This is a genomic window from Amycolatopsis bartoniae (assembly GCF_014191255.1).
GTDB lineage: Bacteria > Actinomycetota > Actinomycetes > Mycobacteriales > Pseudonocardiaceae > Amycolatopsis_E > Amycolatopsis_E bartoniae.
Genome location: NZ_JACHWH010000008.1, coordinates 182,859 through 196,718, shown reverse-complemented (window position 1 = coordinate 196,718; position 13,860 = coordinate 182,859). Strand labels below are relative to the sequence as shown.

The 13,860-nt window shown below is 71.0% G+C and carries 14 protein-coding genes; 8 read left to right on the top strand and 6 right to left on the bottom strand.

Going from position 1 to position 13,860, the window contains the following annotated elements:
* The first annotated feature begins 21 nt into the window (after positions 1-21).
* Positions 22-1,068, top strand: coding sequence for an epoxide hydrolase family protein (locus tag FHX82_RS29345; RefSeq protein WP_145938326.1), 1,047 nt, complete (start codon positions 22-24; stop codon positions 1,066-1,068).
* On the opposite strand, the gene FHX82_RS29340 is transcribed toward FHX82_RS29345, so the two are convergent.
* Entirely contained in the window at positions 1,065-2,105 is a 1,041-nt protein-coding gene (locus FHX82_RS29340; RefSeq protein WP_145938327.1) for a neutral zinc metallopeptidase, read from the bottom strand. The genes FHX82_RS29345 and FHX82_RS29340 overlap by 4 nt on opposite strands.
* A 158-nt stretch (positions 2,106-2,263) precedes the next feature.
* Between FHX82_RS29340 and FHX82_RS29335 the strand changes: the two genes are divergently transcribed.
* The 5 genes from FHX82_RS29335 to FHX82_RS29315 all read left to right on the top strand — a co-directional run bounded on the left by FHX82_RS29335 (position 2,264) and on the right by FHX82_RS29315 (position 7,895).
* Complete coding sequence (locus FHX82_RS29335; RefSeq protein WP_145938328.1) at positions 2,264-3,544, top strand: M16 family metallopeptidase; 1,281 nt, start codon at positions 2,264-2,266, stop codon at positions 3,542-3,544.
* On the top strand, positions 3,541-4,926 hold the full coding sequence (locus FHX82_RS29330) for a M16 family metallopeptidase (protein WP_145938329.1): 1,386 nt from the start codon (positions 3,541-3,543) through the stop codon (positions 4,924-4,926). The genes FHX82_RS29335 and FHX82_RS29330 overlap by 4 nt, the downstream gene beginning before the upstream one ends.
* Positions 4,923-5,921 carry an NAD(+) diphosphatase gene (nudC, locus tag FHX82_RS29325; protein ID WP_145938330.1) on the top strand — a complete coding sequence of 333 codons (999 nt, stop codon included), beginning with the start codon at positions 4,923-4,925 and terminating at the stop codon, positions 5,919-5,921. The genes FHX82_RS29330 and nudC overlap by 4 nt, the downstream gene beginning before the upstream one ends.
* Positions 5,903-6,283, top strand: coding sequence for a YrdB family protein (locus FHX82_RS29320; RefSeq protein WP_145938331.1), 381 nt, complete (start codon positions 5,903-5,905; stop codon positions 6,281-6,283). The genes nudC and FHX82_RS29320 overlap by 19 nt, the downstream gene beginning before the upstream one ends.
* A gap of 583 nt (positions 6,284-6,866) precedes the next feature.
* Positions 6,867-7,895, top strand: coding sequence for an IS110 family RNA-guided transposase (locus tag FHX82_RS29315; protein WP_145939377.1), 1,029 nt, complete (start codon positions 6,867-6,869; stop codon positions 7,893-7,895).
* A gap of 131 nt (positions 7,896-8,026) precedes the next feature.
* Here the strand turns inward: FHX82_RS29315 and FHX82_RS29310 are convergent, their stop codons facing one another.
* Both FHX82_RS29310 and FHX82_RS29305 read right to left on the bottom strand, forming a co-directional pair.
* On the bottom strand, positions 8,027-9,397 hold the full coding sequence (locus tag FHX82_RS29310; protein ID WP_145938863.1) for a GntT/GntP/DsdX family permease: 1,371 nt from the start codon (positions 9,395-9,397) through the stop codon (positions 8,027-8,029).
* A complete protein-coding gene (locus FHX82_RS29305; protein ID WP_145938864.1) occupies positions 9,394-9,891 on the bottom strand; it encodes a gluconokinase in 498 nt (165 codons plus the stop codon). Before FHX82_RS29305 ends, FHX82_RS29310 begins: the two co-directional genes overlap by 4 nt.
* Before the next feature lie 106 nt (positions 9,892-9,997).
* Between FHX82_RS29305 and FHX82_RS29300 the strand changes: the two genes are divergently transcribed.
* Together FHX82_RS29300 and FHX82_RS29295 are read left to right on the top strand one after the other, a co-directional pair.
* Positions 9,998-10,690 (top strand): FadR/GntR family transcriptional regulator, encoded by a 693-nt coding sequence (locus FHX82_RS29300; protein ID WP_229881568.1) that lies wholly within the window; start codon positions 9,998-10,000, stop codon positions 10,688-10,690.
* Positions 10,691-10,726: 36 nt separating this feature from the next.
* A complete protein-coding gene (locus tag FHX82_RS29295; RefSeq protein WP_145938865.1) occupies positions 10,727-11,596 on the top strand; it encodes a cobalamin biosynthesis protein CobD/CbiB in 870 nt (289 codons plus the stop codon).
* On the opposite strand, the gene FHX82_RS29290 is transcribed toward FHX82_RS29295, so the two are convergent.
* From FHX82_RS29290 to FHX82_RS29280, 3 genes are read right to left on the bottom strand one after another with little or no spacing between them, the layout of a single operon-like run.
* A complete protein-coding gene (locus FHX82_RS29290; protein WP_145938866.1) occupies positions 11,547-12,419 on the bottom strand; it encodes an SURF1 family cytochrome oxidase biogenesis protein in 873 nt (290 codons plus the stop codon). The two genes, FHX82_RS29295 and FHX82_RS29290, sit on opposite strands and share 50 nt — an antisense overlap.
* Before the next feature lie 24 nt (positions 12,420-12,443).
* Positions 12,444-13,304 carry a fructosamine kinase family protein gene (locus FHX82_RS29285; RefSeq protein WP_229881564.1) on the bottom strand — a complete coding sequence of 287 codons (861 nt, stop codon included), beginning with the start codon at positions 13,302-13,304 and terminating at the stop codon, positions 12,444-12,446.
* The gene (locus tag FHX82_RS29280; RefSeq protein ID WP_145938868.1) at positions 13,301-13,798 is read right to left on the bottom strand and encodes a low molecular weight protein-tyrosine-phosphatase; all 498 of its coding nucleotides are present in this window, start codon (positions 13,796-13,798) and stop codon (positions 13,301-13,303) included. The genes FHX82_RS29285 and FHX82_RS29280 overlap by 4 nt, the downstream gene beginning before the upstream one ends.
* Positions 13,799-13,860: the final 62 nt, after the last annotated feature.

Here is a 13,860-nt window from a genome sequence, read left to right as displayed (position 1 = left end):
TTGATGTGTATGGTCGTACACATGACACCTGAACTGCGGGAACGAATCCGGCGGACGCGGCGCGTCGCGACTCCGTGGCGCGACGACAGCACGCGCGGCACCGACGGCGCCCACCTCGACGGCCTGCTCGAACACTGGGCGAACGCCTACGACTGGGACGTGCACGAACGCCGCATCCGGGCGTTCCCGTGGGTGACGGCGGGGGCGGGCGACACCGAGCTGCGGATGATCCACCAGCGGTCCGCGGATCCCGGTGCGCCGGTGGTCGTGCTGCTGCACGGCTGGCCGGACTCGGTGTTGCGGTTCGAGCGCGTGCTGCCCCTGCTCGCGGACGTGCACGTGGTGGTTCCCGCGTTGCCGGGCTTCCCGTTCGCGGCTCCGCTCACCGCGCCCGGGATGTCCGTCAACCGGATCGTGCGGGTCGTCGCGGACGCCCTCGATGAGCTGGGGTACTCGCGGTACACCCTGTCCGGCGGAGACGTGGGTGGTGCCGTCGCGGAGGTCCTCGCGGGCGAACACCCAGACCGGGTGGCCTCCCTGCACCTCACGAACGTCGCCCCGCAGCACGCGTTCGCGGTGGATCCGGCGCGGCTCGCGCCCGACGCGGCGGCGTACCTCGCCCGGGCGGCGCAGTGGTTCCGCACCGATGGCGGGTACATCGCCGAGCAGTCGACGCGGCCGAACACGCTCGCCGTCGCCCTCGGCGACTCGCCCGCCGGTCTCGCGGCATGGCTCGTCGAGAAACTGGAGTCCTGGTCCGGCGAATCGGCCTTCACCCCGGACGAGCTGCTCACCTGGGTCACGGCCTACTGGGTCACCGGCACGATCGGTACGTCGTTCGCCACCTACACCGAACCGGCCGCCCTCCCGGCCCGGATCGAGACGCCGACGGTGCTCTCGGTGTTCGCCCACGACACCAAACCGGAGCCGAGAAGCTACGCCGAGGTGTTCCTGAACGTCCGCGAGTACGTGGCACACCCCGCGGGCGGCCACTTCGCCGCCTGGGAACAGCCCGAGGCCTACGCCGCCGACGTGCACCGCGCGGTCGAGCTCGGTACGCAGTCCTAACTGACCTCGCTCGACGGGGCCGCGAAGGTGTTGCACTGCGCCAGCCGGTCGCTCTCCGCGCCCTTGCGCCACCAGGCCGCGTAGTGCGCGTTGGTGCCGTGGTCGTGACTGCCGGACGTGTTGTCGCCGCGGGTTTCCTGATCGTTCCACGCCACGTCGAACACCTGCTGCGTCACCGTGCCGCCGTGGTTGGCCGTCGAGCCGAGGAACATGCCCGAGAAGCACTGGGCCTGCAACTCCTTGCGGCGCGACATCTCCAGGCCGTCCGGGCTGTTCTGCCCGTCGGCGTAGATGACGTCCCACGCCGCGTCCATCAGCCCCACCAGGTCCTGCACGTGGTGGCCGTATTCGTGCGCGAACAGCGCCAGGTACACGCCCGGCTTGTCGCCGTACTGGTCGGTCTGCAGCCCGCGGTAGGGCACGTACAGGTGGTCCTTGCAGTAGTACGCCGCGGTGGTGACGCCGACGTCGATCGTGCCGCACTCGCTCGTGAAGCTCGAACCGGTGGGGAACTCCAGCTGCGGCGGGTGGAACGGCAGGTTCATCGCGTTCAGCACCTGGCCCCAGCGCGCGTTGAGGCACTGCGCGGCCGCGGTGAAGAACGCCTGCGACGCCGCCGGGCTGCTCGGCCAGCCCGGCACGTCGCACGGCGCGTTGGCGAGCCCGGCGTTCGGATTCGCCAGCAGCGGGTGGTCGGCAAGGGTGTAGATCTTGCGCGGCTCGCTCGACGTCGGTGACGGCGACGAACTGGACCGGCTCGACGAGGAGGTCGTGCTCCGGGACGTCGGCAGCCGTGACGAGCTCGACGGGGTGGAGGAGAACGTCAGCGTCGGGATCGTGTTCGACGACGCCGCCGTGCTGGACCCGGACGAGCCGGCCGTCAGCGTGACCACGAGCGTCACCGCCAGCACCACGACCCCGGCGAGCACCCCGGCCACGACGGCGCCGGTGTGCTTCTTCGGCGGGGGCGGCATCGGCGGCCGCGGCGGGTACGGACCCCACGGCGGCGGCCAGTGGCCTGGTGGCGGTTGGCTCATCGCCGCATGGTCTCCCGGAGGTTTCGAAGCGTGCGCCTCGCAGCATAGAGGGTCCGCGCGGGGGCACCGGCGGAAAACGCGAAGATCGTCCGCGGCGCGCACCTTCCCGCCCGGTGATCCCCCGGCCGGGGTGGGCCGGTTGGCCGTAGAGTGGCCGCATGCCCGAGAACTCGCGCTTCACCCTGGACAACGGTCTGCGCGTCGTGGTGGCGCCGGACCCGACCGCGCCCGTGGTCGGCGTCTCCGTGCACTACGACGTGGGCTTCCGCTCGGAGCCGGAGGGGCGCACCGGGTTCGCGCACCTGTTCGAGCACCTGATGTTCCAGGGCAGCGAGAGCCTCGAAAAGCTGGCGCACTTCAAGCTGGTGCAGTCCAGCGGCGGCACGTTCAACGGGTCGACGCACCCGGACTACACCGACTACTACGAGGTCCTGCCCTCGGCGGCGCTGGAGCGCGCGCTGTTCCTCGAAGCCGACCGGATGCGCGCGCCGAAGCTGACGCGGGAGAACCTCGCCAACCAGATCGACGTGGTCAAGGAGGAGATTCGGCTCAACGTGCTGAACCGGCCCTACGGCGGGTTCCCGTGGATCCTCCTGCCCCCGGTCCTGTACTCCACGTTCCCCAACGCGCACAACGGTTACGGTGACTTCACCGACCTGGAGCAGGCGAGCCTGGACGACTGCGCGGCCTTCTTCGACACCTACTACTCCCCGGCGAACGCGGTCCTCACCGTCGCCGGGGACGTGGAGCCGGACAGGGCGCGTGAGCTGATCGAGAAGCACTTCGGCGACGTGCCGCACCGGCCCGCGCCACCGCAGCGCTCGTTCGCCGAGCCGCCGCCCTCGGGCGAGGTCCGCGACACGCACGTGGACCCGCACGCGCCGCTGCCCGCGCTCGCCGTGGGCTACCGGATGCCCGACCCGGTCAACGAGCTCGACGGCTACCTGGCCAACCTCGTGCTGGCGGGCGTGCTGACCGACGGCGACGGCTCGCGCCTGCAGCAGCGCCTGGTGCACCGCGAGCCGCTGGTCACCGACATCGGTGCGGGCGCCGGGCTGTTCGGCCCGTTCGAGGCCCGCGACCCCGACACGTTCTCGATCACCGCGATCCACGCCTCGGAGGTCGCGCCGGAGCGGGTGCTGTCCGCCATCGACGAGGAGCTGGAGAAGCTCGCCGCGACGCCGCCGGACGAGCAGGAGCTGAAGAAGGTCACGGCGCGCTGGGCGTCGAGCCTGCACTCGGAGCACGACAGGCTGGTGTCGCGGACGCTGGGCCTCGGCGCGTTCGAGCTGCTCTACGGCGACTCGTCCCTGATCTACCGGCTGGCCGACCGGATGGCGGCCGTCAGCGCCGCGGACGTCTCGGCGGCCGCGAAGGCCCTGCGGCCCGACTCGCGCGCGGTCCTGCTGGTCGAGCCCAACACGGAGGAGAGCAAGTGAGCACTGCGACCCATCGCGACGCGGCGGAGATCGGCCGGACGCCGCGGGGCCCGCGGCCGGTGCCGGAGCTGGGCGACCAGCGCGCGGCGGCGGATCTGTCCCATGTGGACATCACGCTGGGCAACGGGCTGCGCGTGCTCGCGGTCCGCAAGGCGACCGTGCCGCTGGTGGAGCTGCGCCTGCGGATCCCGTTCGCGGGCGAGGACCCGCTGCACGCCGCCACGGCCGAGGTGCTCGTCGAGACGATGTTCACCGGCACCGGGCGGCGCGACCGGATCGGGATCGACACGGAGCTGGCGCTGATCGGCGGCGAGCTGAACGCGTCGGTGGACCCGGAACGGCTGTCGATCAACGGCAGCGCGCTCGCCAGTGGCCTGCCGACGTTGTTCGAGGTGCTGGCCGACGTGCTCACCTCGGCGTCCTATGTGGACAACGAGGTGAACCGCGAGTCGGCGCGCCTGGTCGAGCGCCTGGCCGTTTCGCGTACGCAGCCACGGGTGATCGCCCGCGAGGCGCTGCTCAAGCACGTCTACGGCGAGCACCCGGTGACGCGGGAGATGCCGCAGGCCGAGGACGTGGCGCGGGTGACGCCGGACGCCGTGCGCGCGCTGCACGCCGCTTCGGTGCTGCCGCGTGGGTCGGTGCTGACGCTCGTCGGCGACTTCGATCCGGACGGGATCGTGTCCAGGCTGGAAGAGGCGTTGGGTGGCTGGCAGTCGGACACCACCGCGTCCGTGCTTCCGGCGTTGCCGCTGGTGGCAGGCGGGGACGTGCTGCTGGTGCCGCGCGCGGGCGCGGTGCAGTCGCAGATCCGGCTGATCGCGCAGGCACTGCCGCGGACCGATCCGCGGTATCCGGCACTGCAGCTGGCGAACCTCACCTACGGCGGGTACTTCTCCTCCCGGCTGGTGGAGAACATCCGTGAGGACAAGGGTTACACGTACAGCGCGCACTCCGGGTTCGAGTTCACCGGCCGCACGGCCACGGTCGGGGTCGACGCGGACACCGCGAACGACGTCACCGCCGCCGCCGTGCTGGAGACCTTCTACGAGCTGGGCAGGCTCGGGCTCGTGCCGCCGACGGCGGAGGAGGTCGAGTCGGTGCGGCAGTACGCGATCGGCTCGCTGCTGACGTCCACGGCTTCGCAGTCGGGGCTGGCCAGCCAGCTGTCCGCGCTCGCGGCCGGTGGGCTCGGCGCGGAGTGGCTGGCGGAGCACCCGGTGCGGCTCGCGGCGGTCACGGTGGAGGAGGTCGCGCAGGCCGCGCTGGACTTCTTCGCCCCGACGCGGTTCACGGGTGTGGTGGTCGGCGACGCGGACAGCCTCGCGCCGAAGCTCGCCGCGCTCGGCGGGTTCACCGTGGGAGAGCCCGCGGCGTCATGACGGTCCCGTTCCAGCTCGGCAAGCTCCCCACCCTGTCGCGGTCCACTGTGGACCGTCAGGAGACGTTGCGCACCAACCCGGAGCGCCTGCTGGCCCGCTGGCCGCAGGCCGAGGTCCTGCTGCTCGACGAGCAGGGCCGCACGCCGGTGCGCGAGGACGAAGGCGTGCTCTCGTGCCGGAAAGCGCTTTCTTTCGGTGACGCCCCGCCCGAGGAGGCGATGTTCCTCGGTGAGTGGCAGGGCGTCGACTACTGGACGCTGCCCGGCGAGCCGGCGGGGGAGCAGGAGGTCGTGGAGTCCCGCGGGAGTTGGGGCCTGACCGAGCGCTACCCGAAGGCCGACGGCGAGGTGTGGGTCGACCTGCGTGGTTACGGCGACCGGCTCGACGACACGTCGGCGGGCCTGTTCACCACCGCGCATGCGTTGCGGAACTGGCACCGCCGGGCGCGGTTCTGCGCCCGCGACGGCAGCCCGACGCAGGTCACGCAGTTCGGCTGGGCGACGCGCTGCGAGGCGAAGGGCCACGAGGAGTACCCGCGCACGGACCCGGCGATCATCTGTCTGGTGCACGACGAGGCCGGGGTCAACGGCGAGCGCGTGCTGCTGGCGCGTCAGCCGATCTGGCCGCAGGGCCGGTACTCGGTACTGGCCGGTTTCGTCGAAGCGGGGGAGTCCCTCGAAGGCTGCGTGACGCGCGAGATCCGGGAGGAGGCCGGGATCGAGGTCGGCGACGTCCGGTACCTCGGCAGCCAGCCCTGGCCGTTCCCGCGCTCGATCATGCTGGGCTTCACCGCCCGGGCCGACTCGTCGCAACCCCTGCACCCGGCGGAGGGCGAGATCGAAGAGGCGCTGTGGGTGTCCCGCGCGGACGTGCAGGCGGCCTTCGCGAACGAGGGCAGACCGACCCCGATCGGTGACGGCACGTCAACGCTCATGCTGCCGGGCAACTCGTCGATCGCCCGCGTGATGCTGGAAGCGTGGGCGTACGCGGAGTGAGACTCGTCAACGAGGGCCTCGCGTTCCTGCTGGAACTACTGGCCTTGGCGGCGCTGGCGTACTGGGGTTTCGCCACCGGTGACGGGATCGTGTGGAAGTTCGTGCTGGGCATCGGAGCACCCGTGGTGGCGGCGGTGGTGTGGGGGCTTTTCGCGGCCCCACGGGCGAGTTTCGGGCTGCCGGTGGTAGGGGTGCTGGCGGTGAAGGCGGTGTTCTTCGGAGCGGCTGTGGTCGCATTGGTGGTTACCGGGCACCCGGTGCTGGGAGCGCTCCTGGGAGTGGTCGCGGTGGCGAACGTGAGCTACACAACCGCGACGCGGGGGAAGCGCAGCCAAGAGTTGGGTGATCATCCCGTCGCCTGATTCAGGACCATCACTTTGAGGAGCAGCCGCAACATTCGTGCTCACCGGCGGCCGAGCTACCCAACCTTGCGGCTGGTCCTCAAAGTGATATGCACAAACCGCAGGCGACGGGATGATCACTCAACTCGACCACCCACCCCAAGGTGAGATCCCTTTGGGCCCCCATCATCCTGGAGCCTGCCCGCCGGCGAGGCATTCTTTTCCTCTTTCGTCCCAGCGTGGTCACCTGCTGTGGGCCGGGCGCGGGCGCCCTCCAATGCCCGGCCACCCCCGCCCCATCCCCTTGATCGTTTAACGGTTGGCTCACCGCGTCAAGGGCGCCTCAGTGGTGGGGTGTTGGTGCCGTCGTGTGGCGGTTAGGGTCTGGTCCTCGGTTGCGTGGTGACTCTCAAGGGCGCTGTCACCTGCGTGTTGGTGGTTGGCTTGGCGAAGAATTGTCCAGCGTGGCCGGGGTCCCGGGCCGGCTGGGCGTGACTTGATAGAAGCGTGGACGAGACGCCATCCATCAACTCGACTGAGGTGTGTCCGTCCAGCCTGGCCCGGGGTGCATGCCTGCCCTGGAGTGGAAGGACACGCGAGAACCATGGTGGTCATTGGGATTGATCCGCACAAGCACACCCATACCGCGGTCGCGGTGGACGAGGTGGGTCGCAAGCTCGGTCAGGTGACGGTGGCGGCTGACGAGGCCGGGGTGTTGCGGTTGTGGGTGTGGGCCGGGCGGTTCGGGCAGCGGCGGTGGGCGGTGGAAGACGGGCGTGCGGTGGCGGGTCGTCTGGTGCGCACGCTGATCGGGATGGGGTCGGCGGTGGTGTGGGTACCGCCCAAGCTGATGGTCGCGTGCCGGGCCAGTGCCCGCACCCGGGGCAAGTCCGACCCGATCGACGCGCTCGCGATCGCCCGGGCCGCGCTGCGTGAACCGCGTTTGCCTGCGGCGAGGTTGGATCAGGTCGCGTTGGACCTGCGGTTGCTGATCGACCGGCGGGAGACGGTGGTGGCGGCCCGCACCGCCGCGATCTGCCGGCTGCGCTGGCACCTGCATGACCTGGCACCCGGGCTGGACGAGGGGACGCGGACACTGACCGGGCGCCGCCGCCAGCACGCCCTCACCGGGATGGTTGCGGCCCTGCCCGCCAGTGTCCGCCGCGACATCGCCTTGGACCTGCTGGCCGACATCACCCGGCTGACCGAGCAGATCCTGATACTCGAGCGACGCCTGAGCGAGCTGGTCACCCCGATCGCACCCACCCTGATGGCGATCGTGGGAATCAACGTCCTCGCCGCGGCCAAACTGATCGGGGAAGTCGCCGACATCACCCGTTTCCGCAGCCCCGCCGCGTTCGCCATGCACACCGGCACCGCACCCATCCCGGTCTGGTCCTCCAACACACCCCAATACCGGCTCAACCGCGGCGGGAACCGGCAACTCAACACCTGCCTGCACCGCATCGCCCTCATCCAGCTCATCCACCACCCACCCGCCCAGCAATTCCGAGACCGCTGGACCCAGCAACACCCCCACGCCACCAAAAAAGCCGCCATCCGCGCCCTCAAACGCCACCTCACCAACGTCATCTACCACGCACTACAAACCGACCACCACCACTTGACATAGAAGCTTCTTCGGCGTCGCTTCGCGATCGCTGCGCGACCCTTGACACGGCGAGCCAACCGCTAATGAGGCTGGGGATCGGGGACGGGGGAGGTCCGGGCGTGTGCCGGGCGTCTTTGTGTTGCCGCGTTTCGTTAGAAAAGTGCGCCTAGTGGCAAAAGGATTGCTATTGCCACCACTGAGATCACTGTTTCCATTACCGACCAGCTTTTGATCGTCTGGCCCACCGACAGGCCGAAGTATTCCTTCACCAGCCAGAAGCCTGCGTCGTTCACGTGGGAGAAGAACAGTGAGCCTGCGCCGATGGCCAGTACCAACAGTGCGCTGTGGGTTGGGTCCAGGGTGGCTGCCAGCGGCGAAACGATGCCCGCCGCCGAGACTGTGGCCACCGTGGCAGAGCCGGTGGCCAGGCGGATGGCCACCGCGACCAGCCAGCCCAACAACAGTGCCGGGATGGAGGCGCCCGTCGCGAGTTGGGTGATCACGTCCCCTACGCCGGCGTCCACCAGGGTCTGCTTGAAACCGCCGCCCGCGGCCACGATCAGGATGATTCCGGCGATGGGCCCCAGCGCATCGCCCACCGTCGACGACAGGCGGTCCCTCGTGAAGCCCGCCGCGCGGCCCAGGGTGAACATGGCCAGCAGCACCGTCAGCAACAGCGCCACCAGCGGGTCGCCGATGAAGTCCAGCACCCGCCGGACCTCGCTCCCGCTCTTCGCCAGGATGTCCGCGAGCGCTTTCGCCAGCATCAGCACCACCGGTAGCAGCACCGTGCACAGCGTCGCTCCGAAGCTGGGGCGGCGCACCTCCGCCGACTCCTCGTGAGCAGCGGGCACGAGACGCTCCGGGGCGACGGCGTCCGGCACCCAGCGGGCCGCCACCATGCCGAACAGCGGACCCGCGATGATCACCGTCGGAATGGCCACGAGCAGGCCGAACGCCAGCACGATCCCGACGTTCGCGTTCAGGGCACCCGCCGCCGCGAGCGGGCCCGGGTGGGGCGGCACCAGGCCGTGCAACACGGAAAGCCCGGCCAGCGCGGGAATTCCGACCAGCATCACCGGCCGCCCGGTGCGCTTCACCACCAGCAGCACGATCGGGATCAACAGCACGAGCCCGATCTCGAAGAACATCGGCAACCCGATCAGCGCCGCCACCAACGCCATCGCCCAAGGCAACGCCCGCCTGCCCGAGCGGGAGACGATCGTGTCCACGATCTGTTCCGCCCCACCGGAATCAGCGAGCAGCTTGCCGATCATGGCGCCCAGCGCGATGAGCACCCCGACGGACGCCACCGTCGAACCCACCCCGCTGGAGAAGCTCTTCAGCAACTTGTCGACCGGCAGCCCGGCGATGAGCCCGAGCGCGCCCGACCCCAGGATCAGCGCGAGGAAGGCGTGCAGCTTGAACTTGCTGATCAACACCACGATCAGCGCGATCGCGACGAGTGTCGCGACGATCAACCGGGTGTCGTGCCCGGTCCATCCGGCGGCCAGCGTGATCACTTCGGCTCCTTTGCCAGTGCGTCGAGCGCGGCACGCACGATGTCCTCGGGCGGAGTGGCGATATCGGCCACGAGCCCGCGCTCGTCGTTCTCCAGTGGTTCGAGGTCGGCGAGCTGCGAGTCCAAAAGGGACACCGGCATGAAGTGCCCCGACCGGCTCCGCATCCGGTCCGCGATCAGCTCCCGCGGCCCGTCCAGGTGCAGGAACCACACGTCCCCGCCGCTGCGCAGCACATCGCGGTAACGGCGTTTGAGCGCCGACGACGACACCACGCCGCCGGTCTCCTGGTGCGCGTGGATCCAGCCGGCGATCGCCGCCAGCCACGGCTGCCGGTCCTCGTCGGTGAGCGGATGGCCTGCCGACATCTTCGCGATGTTCGCCGCCGGGTGAAAGGTGTCGGCCTCGGCGTACTCGACGCCGAGGCGCCGGGCCAGCTCGGCGCCGACAGTCGTCTTGCCCGACCCGGCCACGCCCATCACCACGATGACGGTCATCTCTCGTCTCCCGACCTCTTCGTCCTCGAAGTAGTGCACCGCAAAAGTACTACTTATTCAAGACACAAGTACTACTTAATCGAATCAGTCCTCTAGTGTTCGCGGCGTGGCTGACGGCAGGCACGCACGCGTGCTCGACGAACTGGGTACCGCGATCGCGTCGGGGGAAATCCCCCCAGGCACGGTCCTGCGGCTCGAACAGCTGCAGGAGCAGTACGGCGCGTCGCGGACGGTCGCGCGCGAGGTCGTGCGGTCCCTCGAAGTCATGCGCCTGACCAGCAGCAAGCGCCGGGTCGGCGTCACGGTGCGGGATCCGGCCGAGTGGAACCACTTCGACCCGCGCCTGATCGGCTGGCAGCTCGACGGCAGCGGCAGGGAGCAGGCGCTGCGGATGCTGATGGAGCTGCGCTGGGCCGTCGAGCCCACCGCCGCCCGGTTCGCCGCGCTGCGCGCCACGCCGGAGGACCGCGGGCGGCTGCGGGCGCTGGCGAGCCACCTGCAGACCACGGCCAAGGCGCGGGACCTCGGCGCGTTCCTCGACCACGACATCGCCTTCCACCACGTCGTGCTCGCGGCGTCGGGGAACCCGATGTTCGCGCAGCTCTCCGACGTCGTCGCGCAGGTGCTCACCGGCCGCACCGAGCACGGCCTCATGCCGCCGGAACCCCAGCCCGAAGCCGTCGCGCTGCACGTCCGCGTCGCGCTCGCGGTCGACGCCGGGAACGCCGACGAGGCCGAGGAGGCGATGCGCCGCATCATGGAGCAGGCGCGCGACGAGGTGGCCGAGCAGTTCGAGTAACCTCCCCCGCGGAAACGGACAACCGGGGGGCACGGGGTGAGTGCGGCGCGAGCCATCGGGCTGCTGCTGGGTGCGGCCGCCGACGGCGTGATCGGGCGCGGCGAGCCGCTCGCCGCCTTCTGCGGGGCGCTGGAAGGCAAGCGGCCCGCCTACACCGCCGGTCTGGTCGGCGGTCTCGTGGTCGCGGGGATCGCGGTCGAGCGCGCGACGCGCCGGAGTCCCGTGCTGCAGGCGGCGGGAACGGCCGTCGCCACGTGGGCGGTGCTCGGCGGAGCCGGGCTCGCCGCCGACGGCACGTCCCTGGCCCGCGACCTCGAAGACGGCGAGCTCGACTCCGCTCGCGACACGCTCTCCGGGCTCGACGCGCGCACCACGAAGTCGCTCGACGTCATCGGACTGTCGAGGGCGTCGGTCGAATCCGTCGCACAGCACACCTCGGACTCCGTGGTGGCACCCATGTTCTGGGGCGCGGTCGCCGGCATCCCCGGCCTCCTCGTGTCGCGGGTGCTCAGCGTGCTGCGGGGAACGAGGTTCGCCGCCCGGCTCGACGAGCTGGTGAACCTGGTGCCGACCCGCGTCGCCGCCGCGCTCACCGTGACGGGCGCGCCGGTGGTCGGCGGGTCCGCGAGCGGCGCGTGGCGGGCGTGGCGCCGCGACACGACGGCGCACCCGAGCCCGAACGCGGGCCGCATCGAGGCCGCCTTCGCGGGGGCGCTGGAGATCCGCCTCGGCGGGCGGACGGTGTACCCGGACGGGGTGGCGGAGCTGCCGGTGCTCGGCGACGGCCGCAACCCGGACGCCGGGCACGTGACGCGCGCGGTGGAGCTGTCCCGGGTGGTGGGGCTGCTGACCGCGGTCAGTTCTGCCGTGCTGGCTCTTCTGACCGGTCTTCGCCGCTCTCGTTAGCCTCGTCCTCAGCGAGAATCTCCGCCACGGACTTCCGCTTGCGCGCCTTCTTCTCCTTCTGCCGCTCGCCCATTTCGGCGAGCACGCCACCGGGCTTGAGCTCCCGGATGGTGAAGTACGCCAGGCCGCCAAGGGCCATCACGCCGAACGCGATCCACTGCAGCGCGTACGAGAAGAACGGGCCCGCGTCGAGCTGGGGGAGCGGCAGGGCGTTGAGCACGCCGGGCGTGTTCTGGTCCAGCTGGAAGTAGCCCGGCCGGATGGGCAGTCCGCTGGAGCGGGCCACCACGCGCGAGTCCACGTCGTAGCTCTGCAGCTTGCCGCCAGTGGAGGCGTCGGCGAACGCGTCGCGGTTCTTCGGGTCCGTCTCGTCCTGGCGGATCCGCCCCACGACGTCGACCACGCCCGCGGGCGGCGCGGCGTACGGCGGGACCGAGTTGTGCTCACCCGGCTGGACGTAACCGCGGTCGATCAGCACGACCTCGCCGGTGGTGGTGCGCAGCGGCGTGAGCACCTCGAACGCCGGCTCGCCCTGAACCGTTCGCAGCCGCGCGACCACCTCGTACTCCGGCAGGTACGTGCCGGTGATCGTGACGCGCGTCCACTCCGTCTTCCGGTCCGGCGCGACGCCCGGCGCGAGCACGGTGTCGAGCGGCTTCGGCTGGGCGGTCATCGACGCCTGTACCGCGGAGTTCTGGGCCTCGCGCTCGGAGTTGCGGCTGAACTGCCACGGCGAGAGCAGCCAGAAACAGGCGAAAGCGAAAATCAGCACGCCCGCGACGAGGGCGAGCCAGCTGGGCCTGAGCAGGAACTTCCACCGCACGCCGTCCACGGTAGCCCCGGGGGTTCAGCGCAGGCAGGACCGGGCCGCCGACAACGCCTGCCGCGCGTAGCCGCCGCCGAACACCGCCGCGTGCATGAGCAGCGGGAACAGCTGGTGCAGCGGCACGCGGTCGCGCCAGCCCTCGGCCAGCGGGGCGCCCTCGTCCTCGGCACCTTCGGCGTAGCCGCCGAGGATCGAGCCGAGCAGTGACGTACCGAACAGTTGCAGCATGGCGAGGTCCGCCTCGCGGTGCCCGCCGTGCGCGGCCGGGTCGATCAGCCACACCCGGTCGGTGCCCCAGTGCACGTTCCCGCTCCACAGGTCGCCGTGAATGCGCGCGGGCGGTTCGGCGGGCACGCCGAGTTCGCCGAGCCGGTCGCCGAGCTTCTCGAACAGCCCGGCGTCGTCGGTGGTGAACAGGCCCTGGTCGACGCAGTCCCGCACGTACGGCAGGACGCGGTGCTCCGCGTAGAACGTCGGCCAGTCGGGGCACGGCTCGTTGCGCATCGGCGCGACGCCCATCCACGCGTCCACCGGACCGCCCGGCGGCGGGCAGCCGTACGCGTCCGCGCCCCGCAGGTGCAGCTTCGCCAGGCCCCGGCCGAACTCCTCGGCGGCCTCGACGGTCGGCGCGCCGGGCGGGAGGTACTGCATGACGAGCCACTGCTCGTCGTGGCCGTGCACCCTGGGCGTGGGCACGTCGCCGTATTCGCCGAGCCAGCGCAGGCCCGTGGCCTCGGCCGCCGTCGCCCCCGGCCCGACGCCCTCCTTGGCGATCACGGCCTCGCCGCTCGCCAGGGTGACCAGGAAGATCGCCCCGCCGGCGCGGCGCACACCCGTCACTTCGCCGCCGTACAGCCGCTCCACGGCCTCACGTGCGTTCACGCGTGCAGTGTGCCCAGTTCGCCGCGCACCCATTCCAGCAGGCCCGGGACCGTGCGCTCGATCATCGCCAGCACCTCGTCGAACCCCTCGTCGCCGCCGTAGTACGGGTCCGGGACCTCGGCGCCTTCGGGCGCGGCCGGGTCGAACGAGCGCAGCAGGCGCACGCGGGACGGGTCGTCGAGCAGGCGCCGCAGGTCGCGCAGGTGCCCGGCGTCCGCGGCGAGCAGCAGGTCGGCGGACAGGTGTTCCTCGTCGACCTGCGTGGCGATGTGCTTGTCGTCGTAGCCGTGCGCGTGCAGGGTCGCCAGCGCGCGGGCGTCGGCGGGCTCGCCCACGTGCCACGGGCCGGTGCCGCCGCTGCTGACGCGCACCCGGTCACCAAGGCCCTCGCGGTCCAGGTGGTCGCGGAACACGATGGCGGCCATCGGGGAGCGGCAGATGTTGCCGGAGCAGACGAAACAGACGTGCAGCGCCTTGTCCGTGGGAGAACTCATGGCCACACCTTCTCGCACGGACCACGGCGGGCACGAGAAAGCCCCTGGCGAAGCGTTCGCCA

Bases quoted from the DNA above. Each gene is read 5' to 3' on its own strand.
- FHX82_RS29315 (WP_145939377.1), top strand. From the start codon at position 6,867: ATGGTGGTCATTGGGATTGATCCGCACAAGCACACCCATACCGCGGTC.
- nudC (WP_145938330.1), top strand. From the start codon at position 4,923: ATGACGGTCCCGTTCCAGCTCGGCAAGCTCCCCACCCTGTCGCGGTCC.
- FHX82_RS29335 (WP_145938328.1), top strand. From the start codon at position 2,264: ATGCCCGAGAACTCGCGCTTCACCCTGGACAACGGTCTGCGCGTCGTG.
- FHX82_RS29340 (WP_145938327.1), bottom strand. From the start codon at position 2,105: ATGAGCCAACCGCCACCAGGCCACTGGCCGCCGCCGTGGGGTCCGTAC.
- FHX82_RS29280 (WP_145938868.1), bottom strand. From the start codon at position 13,798: ATGAGTTCTCCCACGGACAAGGCGCTGCACGTCTGTTTCGTCTGCTCC.
- FHX82_RS29345 (WP_145938326.1), top strand. From the start codon at position 22: ATGACACCTGAACTGCGGGAACGAATCCGGCGGACGCGGCGCGTCGCG.
- FHX82_RS29305 (WP_145938864.1), bottom strand. From the start codon at position 9,891: ATGACCGTCATCGTGGTGATGGGCGTGGCCGGGTCGGGCAAGACGACT.